Genomic DNA, 14812 nt, shown 5'->3' on the forward strand with positions numbered 1-14812 from the left:
CGCGAAATGAATTCAAGTTGGCGCGGCGTGGGCATAAAAAAAGCCGTCGCCCAAACGGCGACGGCCTGATATCAGCGTCAGAAGTGAGCGTTAGCCGTGCTGTTTACAGCCGGCGCACTGCTTATTCTGGATCTGCTGGAAGAAGTCGTTACCTTTATCATCAACAAGGATGAACGCCGGGAAATCTTCCACTTCGATCTTCCAGATGGCTTCCATCCCCAGTTCCGGATAGGCCACGCACTCGAGGCTCTTAATGCTCTGCTGGGCAAGCACGGCTGCCGGGCCGCCGATGCTGCCGAGGTAGAAGCCGCCGTGTTTATGGCAGGCATCGGTCACCTGCTGGCTGCGGTTGCCTTTCGCCAGCATTACCATGCTCGCGCCGTGCGACTGCAGCAGATCGACATAAGAGTCCATGCGGCCTGCGGTGGTCGGACCGAGGGAGCCGGAGGCATAACCGGTCGGCGTCTTCGCCGGGCCCGCGTAGTAGATCGGGTGATCTTTCACGTACTGCGGCAGCGCCTCGCCGTTATCAATAAGCTCTTTTAGCTTGGCGTGGGCGATGTCGCGGGCCACGATGATGGTGCCGTTGAGGCTCAGGCGGGTGGAGACCGGGTGCGCCGACAGTTGCGTCAGGATCTCACTCATCGGCTGATTCAGGTTGATGCTGACGACATTGCCTTCACCCTGCTGACGCAGGTGCTCAGGGATATATTTCCCCGGATTGCTCTCCAGCTTCTCGATCCAGATGCCGTCGCGGTTGATTTTCGCTTTGATGTTGCGGTCAGCGGAGCAGGAGACGCCCATGCCGATCGGACAGGAGGCGCCGTGGCGTGGCAGACGGATCACCCGGATATCGTGAGCGAAGTATTTCCCGCCGAACTGCGCGCCGAGGCCGAGGTTCTGCGCTTCCAGCAGCAATTCCTGCTCCAGCTGCACATCGCGGAACGCCTGGCCGTGCTCGTTGCCTTCGGTTGGCAGGCCGTCGTAGTAGCGGGTGGACGCCAGCTTCACGGTCTTCAGCGTCGCTTCTGCCGAGGTGCCGCCGATCACAAACGCGATGTGGTATGGCGGGCAGGCGGCCGTACCGAGGGTGCGCATCTTCTCAACCAGATAGTTTTTCAGCTTCGCCGGGGTGATCAGCGCTTTGGTTTCCTGATAGAGATAGGTTTTGTTGGCGGAACCGCCGCCTTTCGCCATACACAGGAACTTATACTCTTCACCGTCGACGCTGTAGAGATCGATCTGCGCCGGCAGGTTGGTGCCGGTGTTGACCTCTTTATACATATCCAGCGGCGCGTTCTGCGAGTAACGCAGGTTATCTTCGGTATAGGTGTTGTACACACCCTGCGCCAGGGCGGCTTCATCACCTCCGCCGGTCCAGACGCGCTGGCCTTTTTTACCCATGATGATGGCGGTGCCGGTATCCTGACAGGTCGGCAGAATACCTTTGGCGGCGATTTCGGAGTTGCGCAGGAACTGTAACGCCACGTATTTGTCGTTTTCGCTGGCTTCCGGGTCGAGCAGAATGGCCGCGACCTGCTGTTGATGAGAGACGCGCAGCATAAAGGCGGCGTCGTGGAAGGCCTGCTGGGCGAGCAGGGTCAGCGCCTGCGGTTCTACTTTCAGAACCGGCTGGCCTTCAAATTCGGCGACAGAGACGTGCTCTTTGCTGAGCAGATAGTATTCGGTATCGTCGTGCGCCAGCGGGAACGGATCCTGATAAACAAACGGTTTAGTCGACATAGTCACTTACTCCATAAAGATAAAAACCGCCGGGGTGGTCCCGGCGGTTATGAATCAGAACATCATGGACATCCACGGATAGCCAATCAGCAGCAGGGCGGCCAGGAAGATGGCGCCAAAGATGGTGCCGAGGCGCCAGTAGTCTTTGGTCGGCAGGTAGCCGCTGCCGTAGTAGATTGGGCTTGGGCCAGTACCGTACGGGGTGATAATCCCCATTACGCCCAGCGAGGTGACCATCAGCAGGACGAACACTTCCATATTCATACCCGGAATGGTGGCCGCAATAGTCAGCATGGCCGGCAGCAGGGCAGTGGTGTGGGCGGTGGTGCTGGCAAACAGGTAGTGCAGCAGGTAGAACGCCAGCAGCAGGACGATGGTCGCCACGCCTGGGGAGATACCGCCCATCAGCGCGCCGCCCTCTTTACCCAACCAGGCGATGAAACCGGTGGAGGAGAGGCCGTCGGCCAGTGCCACCAGGGTGGCAAACCAGACAAAGGTGTTCCACGCCGCTTTGTTGTTGGTGATGTCGCTCCAGGAGAGCACACCGGTCCACAGCATCAGCACGATAACCAGCAGGGCGGCCAGCGCCGGTTCAATCCAGTCGGCGGCGAAGATCCACATCATCAGCGCGAAGCAGACGAACACCAGCAGCAGAATTTCATTGCGCGACAGTTTGCCCAGTTTTTCCAGCTCACGTGCGGCCCACAGCGGCACTTCATTATTGATTTTCACTTCCGGCGGATAGAACCAGTACGCCAGCAGCGGCATGGTCAGGATCAGCAGGACACCGAGCGGCAGGAAGGCGATGAACCAGGTCCCCCACGAAATGTTGATGCCGACGATGCTTTTTACCAGCGCCAGGGCCAGCAGGTTCGGTGCCAGCGCCGACAGGAACATCGAGCTGGTGATACAGGCGGCGGTGATCGCCACCCACATCAGATAGGAACCGATTTTACGCGCGCTCGGGTCGTTTGGTTTTGAACCGTACAGCGGCGGCAGGTTGGCAATGATCGGGTAGATGGTACCGCCGCTGCGCGCGGTGTTAGACGGCGTAAACGGCGCCAGTAACAGGTCAGCGAAGGTGATGGCGTAGCCCAGCGTCAGGCTGCGACGGCCAAGATATTTCACCAGGATGAGTGCCAGGCGGCGGCCAAACTGGGTTTTATCGTAGCCGGCAGCGAACATAAAGGCGCCGAAAATAAGCCAGACCGTGGAGTTGCCGAAGCCGCTCACCGCCCATTTAAAGGAGGCGCCGGCCAGCTTGAAGCTCGGGGCGGCCATCTGTTCTGGGCTGAACAACAGCCACTGGCTACAGAGGGCGATCACCACCACGCCGGTGATGCCGATAACGGCGCCAGGCAGCGGTTCAAAAATCAACCCGACGATCACCCCGACGAAGATGGCGAAGTAGTGCCAGGCATACGGCGGCAGGCCATCGGGGACGGGAACAAACAGTAACAGCACAGCGACGATTATCGGCAGCGCCATCATCAGGAGACGTTTTTTAGTCGCAGTCGTTGGATTGACTGCACCGGCAGGCGGTATGGTTGTCTTTTTCTCTTTCATAATGAGTATCTGCAAGTTGTTGAAAATAGCGTTTACGCCAGCGACATGCTCAGTGATTTCTTTAATTACAAAAGTTACTTTAGTTTTTATTTTTCGTTTCTGAGTATCGTCAGGGCGATTATTTAACGCGTTTGTCTAGGCGTTAAATTAAATTTGTTGGTTATTTATATATTGCGCTTTCAATGGCCGTTGCAATTGATCGAGATCAAGAAAAGCAGGTGATTTCACTATTTTTTTATTATCAGTATAACCCTATGTGATGAGGTGTTAATTTTGCTAAAATATCGATAAATGTTAAAATAAAAATGAACAATTAATGCTTAATTTATTCATTACTTACATAACTACATGAAAGTGAATGCTTTTATTTTTCGCTGCAATCGTTTTGAATGTTAACATAAGTATCTAAAATGTTATCGTACATTTGTATTATGTAAATGTTATTTATTATTTTAATAATACAATAGAGGTAGTGATGTTATTGTTGGGGTTAAATAGTTTTATAACTAACGTAATTGATTTAGTAACTAAAAAACACGCTATATTATTGGCATGACAACAGGAATTAAAAAACCAAAACCATTAATGATTCCGTCACCCCATTCTGAGTTTTTAATATTTTAAAATCTGGAGCGTAACTTATGACCAGTAACGAACGAATTCTGCAGCCATTTACTTTACCAAATGGTACGGAGCTGAAAAACCGTTTGCTCATGGCGCCGATGACCACCTGCACCGGTTATTTCGATGGGACTGTCACCAGCGAGCTGGTGGAGTACTATCGCGCTCGCGCCGGCAGCATCGGCACCATTATTGTCGAGTGCTGCTTTATTGATGACTACGGCCTGGCCTTCCCGGGCGCGATCGGCATCGATAATGATGAAAAAATTGCCGGCCTGGCGAAAATCGCCGAGGCGATCAAAGCGCAAGGTTCAAAAGCGATTCTGCAGATCTATCACGGCGGACGCATGGTCGACCCGCAGCTGATCGGGGGGCGTCAGCCGGTGGCGCCAAGCGCTATTGCCGCGCCGCGTGAGGGCGCCGCGATGCCGCGGGCGCTGAGCGGAGAAGAAGTGGAAGGGATGATCGCCAAGTTTGGGGACGGCGTCCGTCGCGCCATTCTCGCCGGTTTCGACGGCGTCGAAATCCATGGGGCCAACACCTATCTTATCCAGCAGTTCTATTCGCCGAACTCCAACCAGCGCGACGACGAGTGGGGCGGTAGCCGCGACAATCGCGCTCGTTTCCCGCTGGCGGTCCTCGACATCACCCACAAAATGGCCCGCCAGTACGCTGACGATGCCTTTATCATCGGCTATCGCTTCTCGCCGGAAGAGATGGAGGTCCCGGGGATCCGCTTCGACGACACCATGTATCTGCTGGAAAAGCTGGCCGCCCGCGGTGTCGATTATCTGCACTTCTCGGTGGGCGCGACCCTGCGTCCGTCTATCGTCGATACCCGCGATCCGACACCGCTGATCGAGAAATACTGCGCGATGCGCTCTGAAACCCTGGCCCAGGTGCCGGTGATGGGCGTCGGCGGGGTGGTTAACGTTGCTGATGCCGAACTGGGCCTCGATCACGGTTATGACCTGATCGCCGTGGGTCGCGCCTGCATCGCCTATCCGGACTGGGCGGCACGCATTGCCGCCGGTGAAGAGCTGGAGCTGTTTATCGACAGCACCCAGCGCGAGGCGCTGCATATTCCGGAACCGCTGTGGCGCTTCTCGCTGGTGGAAGCGATGATCCGCGACATGAGCATGGGCGACGCCAAATTTAAGCCGGGGATGTTTGTTGAAACCGTTCAGGATGACACCAATGAACTGGTGATCAACGTCAGCCTCGAAAATGATCATATTGCCGATATCGAACTGGCGGCGAGCCCGGTGCAGACCGTCGAGTTCACCACCAGCTTCGAAGAGATCCGCGAACGTATTCTGACCGCCAATACCCCGCACGTGGACGCCATTTCCGGTGCCACCAGCCAGAGCGAAGCGGTGAAAAAAGCGGTCGCCAAAGCGATGCTGAAATCCAGCAAAGCGCTGGCAGCGGAAGAGGGCGGCAATGACGCCGCGCCGAAAAGTTATGACGTGGTGGTGGTCGGCAGCGGCGGCGCCGGCCTGGCGGCAGCTATTCAGGCTCACGACGAAGGCGCCAGCGTGCTGATCGTCGAAAAAATGCCGACCATTGGTGGCAACACCATCAAGGCTTCCGCCGGGATGAACGCCGCGGAAACTCGCTTCCAGCGGGTCAAAGGTATTCAGGATAGTAAAGAGTTGTTCTATCAGGAAACCCTGAAGGGCGGCCACAACAAAAACAACCCGCAGCTGCTGCGTCGCTTCGTGGAGAATGCGCCGCAAGCCATTGAGTGGCTGGCGGACCGCGGCATTATGCTCAACGACATCACCACCACCGGTGGGATGAGCATTGACCGTACCCACCGTCCGCGCGACGGGTCAGCGGTCGGCGGCTATCTGATTAGCGGCCTGGTGCGCAACATCACCAAACGCGGCATCGACGTCCTGCTGGATACCTCGGTGGAAGAGATCCTGATGCGCGGGGATGAGGTGAGCGGTGTACGTCTGGTCAACGACGAGAAAGAAGTCATCGAAGTGCAGACCAAAAGCATCGTAGTGGCCACCGGCGGCTTCAGTGCCAACAGCGCGATGGTGGTGAAGTATCGTCCGGACCTCGACGGTTTCGTGACCACCAACCACAAAGGGGCGACCGGGAGCGGTATCGCGCTGCTGGAACGCATCGGCGCCGGCACCGTGGATATGGGCGAAATTCAGATTCACCCTACCGTCGAACAGCAGACCTCGTACCTGATTTCCGAATCGATTCGCGGCGGCGGCGCTATTCTTGTTAACCAGCAGGGGAACCGCTTCTTTAACGAAATGGAGACCCGCGATAAAGTCTCGGCGGCGATTATCGCCCTGCCGGAACACTATGCGTACATTGTCTTTGACGAGCATGTGCGGGCGAAAAACAAAGCTGCCGATGAGTACATCGCCAAAGGTTTCGTCACCAGCGCCAGCTCGCCACGTGAACTGGCGGAGAAACTGGGGATGGATTACCATGCCTTCCTCGCCACCCTCGAGTGCTACAACGGGGCAGTGGAAAAACAGCATGATGAACAGTTTGGCCGGACCACCGCGCTGCGCGCGCCGATTAACGAAGGCCCGTTCCATGCCATTCGCATCGCCCCCGGGGTGCACCACACCATGGGCGGCGTGACCATTAACACCGATGGCGAAGTGCTGAATGTTGACCAGCAGCCGATCCGCGGCGCCTACGCCGCCGGTGAAGTGGTGGGCGGGATCCACGGCGGTAACCGCATCGGCGGTAACGCGGTCGCGGATATCATCATCTTCGGTACCCTCGCGGGCCACCAGGCGGCGAAACGTGCCAGAGGATAACAGGTAATTGCTGATGCCGGGCTGGTGCTTTCGCCGCCCGGCTTATCCCTTCTAAGGAGAGCCCGATGTCCGATAACCGCGTCTATAGCTACTCCGCCGTGTTGATGGGCTCGCCCATCCTGCTCAAACTTTACTCCCACGATGAGGCGCTGGCCTCCCGCGTATTTCAGTTAATTAAACGCTACGAAGATCTGCTTACCGTTAACCGCGCCGAGTCGCAGGTGATGGATATCAACCATGCCGCCGGGCGCCATCCGGTCACGGTCAGTCGCCCGGTCTTTCAGCTGATTCAGTGCGCCAAAGCCGCCAGCATGGTGCGCGACAGCGCCTTTAACCTTGCCATCGGCCCGCTGGTGAAGCTGTGGCGAATTGGCTTTCACGGGCACAGCGTGCCTGACGCGGCTGATATCAGGGCCCGGCTGGCGCTGACCCGCCCGCAGGAGGTTGTCCTTGATGAGGCAACCTGTAGCGTGTTTCTCCAGCAGCCGGGGATGGAGCTGGATCTCGGGGCGATCGCCAAAGGCTATATCGCTGACCGGATACGCGATTATTTGCGTCAGCAGCAGGTCGAGAAAGCGCTGATTAACCTCGGCGGCAATGTGCACACCCTCGGCGAATGGACCATTGGCCTGAAAAAACCGTTTGCCGACGCGCAGGCGCTGATCGGCTCCCTGACGATCAACGGGCAGTCGGTGGTCACTTCCGGAACCTATGAACGTTACTTTGAGCAGGACGGCAAACGCTGGCACCATATTCTCGACCCGCGTAGCGGTTATCCGCTGGATAACGAACTCGACAGCGTGACGGTGATTTCCACGGATTCTTTAGACGGCGATATCTGGACTACGCTGCTGTTTGGCCTCGGCGTAGAGAAGGGCTGCGCAGCACTGCGTCAGCGTGAGGATATCGACGCGATTTTCGTCACCAAAAATCGCGACATCATTCTCTCATCGCCGCAGCGGCTGCGTTTTGCGCCGCTGGACAGCGGCTATCAGGTTATTGACTGTACTGCTTAAGCAAACTGTATTGTTCGGCGACCAGGCGGTAGCGATAGACCGGTCGCCCGGTAGCGCCGTAGTGGATAGTGGTGTAGAGGATATTGATCTGCGCCAACCAAATCAGATACTTGCGGCACGAGACGCGGGAGATATTCACGGCCGCCGCCAGCTCATCGGTAGAGAATTCGACGTCCGGATGGGCGTCAATCCACTGGCAGAGCGTACGCAGCGTTTGCGCGGTTAGCCCCTTGGGCAGCTTGCGCGCGTCGCTGGCCTCCGGCGCGCCGCCGTGCAGCAGACGGTCGACGTCGGCCTGTTCGTAATACGGCTGGCCGGTCATCAGTTTACGCTTCTCCCGCCAGGTGGTGAGCGCCTCTTCAAAGCGCGGAAACTGGAAAGGTTTGATCAGGTAATCAACCACCCCGTAATGCATCGCGGTCTGTACCGTGGCGGCGTCTGCCGCCGAGGTGATCATGATGACGTCAATAGCGCGCCCCGACTCGCGGATGGTCGGCAGTAGATCCAGCCCGCTGTCCTGTTGCATGTAGACATCCAGCAGCACCAGATCGATCTCCCGCTGCTTATCGTTAATCATCTCCTGGGCCTGACTGAGCGTCGAAGCGCTCCCGCTGCAACGAAAGCCGGGAACTCTTGCCACGTACAGGCGATTCAGTTCGGCCACCATCGCATCATCGTCAACAATCAACACATTTATCACGCATGTTTCCTTTTACTATCCCAGGGGAGATGAACAAAAAATTGGGTAAATACGCCGGGTTCCGACTCGACGGCGAGGGTGCCGCCCAGTTCGCGCAGCTGCTGGTTGGCGAGAAACAGCCCGACGCCACGATTCTCGCCTTTGGTGGAGAAGCCTTTGTTAAAGATAGCGTCGATATTATTTTCCGGGATCCCCGGTCCGTCATCGCTCACTTCACCGCTTAGCCAGCCGTCCTGGTAGTGCAGCAGCAGGCCGATCTCACCCTCCGCCTGGCCGCTCATGGCGTCCAGCGCGTTCTCGATAAGATTGCCCAGCACCGTCACCAGCACCGTGACCTGCTTCTCATTCGGGCAATCCGGCACCAGGCTCTCTTCCGCCAGCGTTAGCGTAAAGCCGCACTCGGTGGCGCGCTGAATTTTACTTATCAGGAAGCCGGCCACCACCGGGGATTTAATGCGGTGCTGAATGTCGCCGATGTCCGCCTGATAGCGGTGGGCGGTCTGCAGCACGTATTCCTCGAGCTTGCCATAGCTTTTCATATTCAGCAGGCCGAGGATCACGTGCAGTTTATTCATAAATTCATGGGAGGTGGTGCGCAGGGCATCCACATAGCTCATCATGCCGTCCAGCCGCTGCAGCAGCTGGCTCACCTCGGTCTTATCGCGGAAGGTACAGATGGCGCCGACTACCGCTTCCTGGCTGCGAATGGGCACCGTATTGCCGATCAGCAACAGGCCATTGCATCCCAGCTCGCGGTCGTACATCGGCTCGCCGCTCTGCAAGACGGTCTGCAGGTCGGCGAGCAGCGGCGTGTGGGCCAGGGTTTTGTCCGGCCCGGAAAAGAGGATCTCCTGCGCCGCCGGGTTGATCAAATTGACTTCGCCGTGGGCATCGACGGCAACGACGCCCTCCTTCAGGGCGTGAAGCATGGCCTGACGCTGTTGAAACTGGGTGGAAATCTCCTGCGGCTCCAGCCCCAGCAGGACGCGCTTCAGGCCCCGCACCAGGCTCCAGGTGCCCAGCGCGCAGACCAGCGCGCTGAACAGGATGGTCAGCAGCACGTCCCAGCGGCTGTTGGCGATCTGTTCGTCCACTTTACTCAGCGAAATGCCGACCACCACCACGCCAATTTGCTGGCGCTGGTCGTTGAACACCGGGGTGAACACCCGCAGCGCCGGGGCCAGCACGCCGTGGTTAATGGCAACGTTCTCTTTTCCCTGCAGCGTGGGCAGGATATCCCGGCCGATAAACCGCTTACCGATGATGGAGGTATCCGGATGCGAATAGCGAATACCGTGCATATCGGTGACGATAGCGTACAGCAGGTCGTTGCGCCGGGTGATGGCCTGCGCCAGCGGCTGAATGATCTGCTGCTGCGGGGGCGCCTCCAGTCCGCGCTTCACCTGCGGCATATCAGCCATGGTGCGCGCCACCGCCAGCGCGGTCTCTTTCAAACCGTCGCGGGTGGCATTGCTTATCTGCATATACCACAGGGCATAGACCAGCAGGAGCACGGCGCCGATGACGCTGCCAATCATCAAGGATACGGCGGTGCTCAGCTTTAACGGTAAGGTGCGTTGACGAACGCGAGGCTGCTGCTCTGATGCCTTCATGACGATCCCGGATAGATTCAGTGAAGGCATATTATCGCCGATAGGACGGTTTTCATAAAGCCGTGTAATCAAAGCAAATCGAGGCGATCTAGCCGATGCGTAAACCGTTTCACATGCCCGGTCAGCAATCCTTCTGGCTGGCCATGCCGGCGGGCGGCGAAGATGACGCGTAAGACAGGATTGCTCAGATAACCGGCAATCGCCCCCTGACGGGGCAGTTGGGACAGTAAACTGTGACCCCGACGGCGGTAAAGTGCGGAAGAATGCCCTTATAGTGGCGACATAGATTAAATAGGCATGATGAATATAAGGATATGCATCAGGCCGCTGATTACGCCGAGATGCGCTTTTTCTGTTGTAAATGGAGGTTGTTATGAACAGTTCGCTAACCGCTGCAATGCAGGCCCGCCGTCACCCGGATACCACTCACATCGATCGTCTCGCCACGGCCGACATGCTGGCGATGCTGCATCAGGATGATAAGCAGATATCGGAGGCGGTCGGCGCCTGCCTGCCGGACATCGCCCGGCTGATTGATGTCGCCACCGCGACGATGGGCCGGGGAGGGCGCCTGGTCATTATCGGCGCCGGGGCGTCAGGCCGGACGGCCATCGAGGCGGTCAGTGACTATTCGCCGGAAGGCAAACACGCGCTGGTGGGACTGATTGCCGGTGGGCAGACGGCGGCGATGGCCGAGCGGGAAACCGCGGCAAACCATTATGACCTGGGCGCCTTTGAACTGCAGTCGCTGGACTTTTCCAACCACGATATGCTGCTGGCGTTGACCGTCAGCGGCAAGACGCCATGGGTGTGGGGCGCGATGCGCCACGCCTGGTCGCTGGGGGCCCCTATCGCTGTCGTCACTCAGCAGGCGGCCAGCGAGGCGGCGCAACTGGCGGATATCATTATTGCCCCACAGACCGGGCCGGAGGCAGTGTCGGGCTTAGCCAATCCGAAGGCTCAACTGGCCCAGCGGCAGATCGTCAACATGTTGACGACCGGGCTCGCCATCCGTGACGGTCGGGTGTACAGCAATCTGCGGGTGGACGTGCAGGCTGACAATTCGCACTGGGCGGAGCGGCAGATAGCGATTGTCATGGCGGCCACCGACTGCACGCGCAGTGAAGCAAAAGCGGTACTGGCCAGCTGCCATCAGCATTGTCGCACCGCGATCCTGATGCTGCTCAGCGGGCTGGATGCCTGGCACGCGCGCGAGCTGCTGAGGGAACATCACGATCATCTGCGTCTTGCTCTGCGCGAAGCACAGCGCAGCAGCACGGCCACTCCCGCCCATTAACCCCTCTGCCAGGCGCGCGCGATTGTCGTACGCGCCTGGACTTTATTAACTAAAAAAATCTCTCTTTTTTTTATTTTTCTCAGCAATCAGGCTGAATTTTCGATCTTATTTTTCACCAGGTATCATTTTGATGTCTCGCTTTACTTTTTTAAGTTAAATAATTATTTGATTAAAAATGCCAGAGTGTAAATGATATTTTAAAATAAAGTAAAAGTGCGTTAATATGCTGCCTCTTATTACCGTGTGCTACGTGATAATTCTATTATGCCTGCAATGAAAAAAACGATTATTTCCTTTACCGCATTAGCGATGTTCGTCAGCGCGGCGACGCATGCTGAAGCGGATACCTCTAAAAAAACCGACTTCCTGCTGATTGGCGGCGGGATCATGAGCGCCTCGCTCGGCACCTGGCTGCAGGCGCTGCAGCCGGACTGGAACCTGACCATGGTGGAGAAACTGGACGGCGTGGCCCTGGAATCTTCCAATGGCTGGAATAACGCCGGTACCGGCCACTCAGCGAATATGGAGCTGAACTATACCCCGGAGCGGGCGGACGGGTCGATTGACGTCAGCAAAGCGCTGGATATTAACGAACAGTTTATGATTTCCCGTCAGTTCTGGTCGTCACAGGTGAAGCGCGGTATTTTGCACGACCCGCACTCCTTTATTAACTCCACACCGCATATGAGTTTCGTGTGGGGCGATAATGTCGATTACCTGCAAAAACGTTATAACGCGCTGCAGCAGACCACCTTATTCCAGGGAATGAAATTCTCCACCGATCACGCGCAAATTAAACAGTGGGCGCCGCTGGTGATGGAAGGTCGCGATCCGCAGCAGAAGGTGGCCGCCACCTGGACGCCGGTGGGTACCGATGTCAACTACGGCGAAATTACCCGCCAGCTGATCGGCAGCCTGAAGAAAAATAACCACTTCACCCTGCAAACCTCCTCCGAGGTGACCGATTTCAAACGCAATGCCGACAACTCCTGGCACGTGACGATCAAGAACGTGCAGAGCGGGGAAGCGCAGACTATTGACGCCAAATACGTCTTTATCGGTGCCGGCGGCGGCGCGCTGAAGCTGCTGCAGAAAACCGGTATTCCGGAAGCGGATAACTATGCCGGTTTCCCGGTGGGCGGCTCGTTCCTGATGACCGAGAACCCGGCGGTCACCGCGCAGCATCTGGAGAAAGTCTACGGTCAGGCTTCGGTCGGCGCGCCGCCGATGTCGGTGCCGCACCTTGACGCTCGTTACCTCGACGGTAAGCGCGTGGTGCTGTTCGGGCCATTCGCCACCTTCTCGACCAAGTTCCTGAAAAATGGTTCGTTCTTTGACCTGCTCAGCACCACCACCACCGATAACGTGCTGCCGATGACCCACGTCGGTCTCGACAACTTCGATCTGGTGAAATATCTCGTCAGCCAGGTGATGCTCAGTGATGATGACCGTTTCGCTGCGCTGAAAGAGTACTACCCGGACGCGCGTAAAGAAGACTGGAAGCTGATCCAGGCCGGCCAGCGCGTGCAGATCATTAAGAAAGACGCAGAGAAGGGCGGCGTTCTGAAGCTGGGTACCGAAGTAGTGGTCGATCAGCAGAAAACGATTTCTGCGCTGCTCGGTGCGTCGCCGGGGGCTTCCACCGCCGCGCCGATCACCCTGAACGTACTCAAGCAGATGTTCCCGCAGCAGTTTAACTCGCCGGAGTGGCAGAGCCGTATTCACGCTATCGTGCCGAGCTACGGTCAGAAGCTGAACGGTAACGTGGCGCTGACCCAGCAGGTATGGGATGACACCGCCGCGGCGCTGCAGCTGACTAAGCCGCCGGTGATCCAGATGCCAGCGGCTGCGCCAACCGCGACCGCCAAACCGGCTGAACCGCAGCGCGACGCCTCGCCGCAGCACGATATGGCGCTGTAAAAGCACATTCGTGCAGTGAACAAAAGGGAAGACCACGGTCTTCCCTTTTTTACATCCACATTTCCCTGCCGCTATTTATGAATGATGCTCATAACCCTGTTATGATTTCCGGGGATTATCCGTTACCCCGAAACGGCTAAAATAGCCAGTCACTTCACCGCTTTCCTCTCCTTAACGGATACCATAATGACTTCATCGCATCAGCGCGCCACCAGCGGGGTGCTTTTTATTTTGATTTTAAGCGGCCTGATGGCCTTTACTTCGCTCTCCACCGATATCTATCTGCCGGCCATGCCGATGATGGCCGCGCAACTGCACGGTGATGCCGAACTGACGATCACCGGATTTCTGATTGGCTTTGCGCTGGCGCAGCTGGTGTGGGGGCCAATAAGTGACCGGCTGGGGCGTCGCACGCCGCTGTTCATCGGCATGGTGCTATTTATTATCGGCTCCGCCGGCTGCGCGCTGTCGACCACCATCGATCAGATTGTCTTCTGGCGCGTGTTTCAGGCGCTTGGCGCCTGCACTGGGCCGATGCTGGCGCGGGCGATGGTTCGCGATCTGTTTGCTCGTACCCGCGCCGCGCAGATGCTCTCGACGCTGACTATCGTGATGGCGATTGCGCCGATTGCCGGGCCGCTGATCGGCGGGCAGATGATTAAATTCACCAGCTGGCACACCATTTTCTGGCTGCTGGTGGTGATTGGCGCTCTGATGTTTATCGCCTTGTGCTGGCTGCCGGAAACTCTGCCGCCAGAGCGTCGGCAGAAAGGATCGCCGCTTAGCGCGTTTCGCAATTACGCCGCGTTGGTAAAAAACCGGACGTTTATGCGTTATACCCTCAGTCTGACTTTCTTTTACGTCGCGGCTTACGCTTTTATCACCGGTTCGCCGGATGTCTATATTCGCTATTACGGCGTTGCGCCGCAGCACTACGGCTGGCTGTTCGCGGTCAATATCGTTGGGGTTATGCTGATGAGCGTGGTCAATCGTCGTCTGGTGCAGCGCCATGCGTTAGGTTCGCTGTTGAAAGCGGCGCTGGCGGTATCGGCGATTGCCGTCGTCGTGCTGGCAGCCGGCGTGCGTCTGCATATCGGCGGCGTGGCGCTGATTGTGGTGAGTATTTTCCTGTTCTTCTCAATGAATGGGGTGATTGCCGCCACCTCAACCGCCGCGGCGCTGGATGAGGCCGGTGAATATGCCGGTTCCGCTTCGGCGCTGATCGGCTCGCTGCAGTATGGCAGCGGCATTATCTCTTCGCTACTGCTGGCATGGCTCCACGACGGTACTCCGTGGACGATGGCGTGGATCATGGCCGCTTTTACGCTCGCCAGCCTGCTTTTGGCGTGGCTCCATCGGCGCGTCGATTAATGAATTGAGCTCATAGAGACAAGTCGATTTCCCGGCTGGCGAGTAAGCGAACCGACAACGCGGGGGATATTGACGATAATTAGCGGTTGCGGTCAAAACGGACGTGAGGGTTATTGTTATACTGCCTTGAATTACTGCAGAAAAACGATAACCAGGAGTGTGGAAGG

9 protein-coding genes are annotated in these 14812 nt (G+C 57.3%); 5 read left to right on the forward strand and 4 right to left on the reverse strand.

Annotation, left to right across the window (positions count from 1 at the left end; translation table 11 throughout):
* Nucleotides 1-90: 90 nt before the first annotated feature.
* Together fumA and CWM54_RS04240 are read right to left on the reverse strand one after the other, a co-directional pair.
* Complete coding sequence (gene fumA / locus CWM54_RS04235; RefSeq protein ID WP_100696105.1) at nt 91-1743, reverse strand: class I fumarate hydratase FumA; 1653 nt, start codon at nt 1741-1743, stop codon at nt 91-93.
* 54 nt (nt 1744-1797) lie between these two features.
* Nucleotides 1798-3309 carry an anion permease gene (locus CWM54_RS04240; protein ID WP_012968326.1) on the reverse strand — a complete coding sequence of 504 codons (1512 nt, stop codon included), beginning with the start codon at nt 3307-3309 and terminating at the stop codon, nt 1798-1800.
* Nucleotides 3310-3950: 641 nt separating this feature from the next.
* Between CWM54_RS04240 and CWM54_RS04250 the strand changes: the two genes are divergently transcribed.
* On the forward strand, nt 3951-6728 hold the full coding sequence (locus CWM54_RS04250; RefSeq protein ID WP_100696107.1) for a flavocytochrome c: 2778 nt from the start codon (nt 3951-3953) through the stop codon (nt 6726-6728).
* Nucleotides 6729-6793: 65 nt separating this feature from the next.
* The gene (locus CWM54_RS04255) at nt 6794-7744 is read left to right on the forward strand and encodes an FAD:protein FMN transferase (RefSeq protein ID WP_100696109.1); all 951 of its coding nucleotides are present in this window, start codon (nt 6794-6796) and stop codon (nt 7742-7744) included.
* Here CWM54_RS04255 and dcuR read toward each other — a convergent pair.
* On the reverse strand, nt 7725-8444 hold the full coding sequence (gene dcuR, locus CWM54_RS04260) for a two-component system response regulator DcuR (RefSeq protein WP_008805043.1): 720 nt from the start codon (nt 8442-8444) through the stop codon (nt 7725-7727). The genes CWM54_RS04255 and dcuR overlap by 20 nt on opposite strands.
* On the reverse strand, nt 8441-10057 hold the full coding sequence (locus tag CWM54_RS04265) for a sensor histidine kinase (protein WP_100680137.1): 1617 nt from the start codon (nt 10055-10057) through the stop codon (nt 8441-8443). Before CWM54_RS04265 ends, dcuR begins: the two co-directional genes overlap by 4 nt.
* Nucleotides 10058-10430: 373 nt before the next feature.
* On the opposite strand from CWM54_RS04265, the gene CWM54_RS04270 reads away from it, so the two are divergent.
* The 3 genes from CWM54_RS04270 to CWM54_RS04280 all read left to right on the forward strand — a co-directional run bounded on the left by CWM54_RS04270 (nt 10431) and on the right by CWM54_RS04280 (nt 14645).
* Entirely contained in the window at nt 10431-11354 is a 924-nt protein-coding gene (locus CWM54_RS04270; RefSeq protein WP_100696112.1) for an N-acetylmuramic acid 6-phosphate etherase, read from the forward strand.
* Between the two features lie 309 nt (nt 11355-11663).
* A complete protein-coding gene (mqo, locus tag CWM54_RS04275) occupies nt 11664-13274 on the forward strand; it encodes a malate dehydrogenase (quinone) (RefSeq protein WP_240613990.1) in 1611 nt (536 codons plus the stop codon).
* A gap of 186 nt (nt 13275-13460) precedes the next feature.
* Entirely contained in the window at nt 13461-14645 is a 1185-nt protein-coding gene (locus CWM54_RS04280) for a multidrug effflux MFS transporter (protein WP_100696116.1), read from the forward strand.
* Nucleotides 14646-14812: the final 167 nt, after the last annotated feature.

It is taken from the genome of Klebsiella sp. D-Nf1 (genome assembly GCF_002810515.1).
In the GTDB taxonomy this organism is placed as follows: Bacteria; Pseudomonadota; Gammaproteobacteria; order Enterobacterales; family Enterobacteriaceae; genus Klebsiella; species Klebsiella variicola.

Coding starts and splice junctions, on each gene's coding strand:
- CWM54_RS04265 (WP_100680137.1), bottom strand. CDS start 10,057: ATGAAGGCATCAGAGCAGCAGCCTCGCGTTCGTCAACGCACCTTACCG.
- CWM54_RS04270 (WP_100696112.1), top strand. CDS start 10,431: ATGAACAGTTCGCTAACCGCTGCAATGCAGGCCCGCCGTCACCCGGAT.
- CWM54_RS04280 (WP_100696116.1), top strand. CDS start 13,461: ATGACTTCATCGCATCAGCGCGCCACCAGCGGGGTGCTTTTTATTTTG.
- mqo (WP_240613990.1), top strand. CDS start 11,664: ATGTTCGTCAGCGCGGCGACGCATGCTGAAGCGGATACCTCTAAAAAA.
- fumA (WP_100696105.1), bottom strand. CDS start 1,743: ATGTCGACTAAACCGTTTGTTTATCAGGATCCGTTCCCGCTGGCGCAC.
- CWM54_RS04255 (WP_100696109.1), top strand. CDS start 6,794: ATGTCCGATAACCGCGTCTATAGCTACTCCGCCGTGTTGATGGGCTCG.
- CWM54_RS04240 (WP_012968326.1), bottom strand. CDS start 3,309: ATGAAAGAGAAAAAGACAACCATACCGCCTGCCGGTGCAGTCAATCCA.
- CWM54_RS04250 (WP_100696107.1), top strand. CDS start 3,951: ATGACCAGTAACGAACGAATTCTGCAGCCATTTACTTTACCAAATGGT.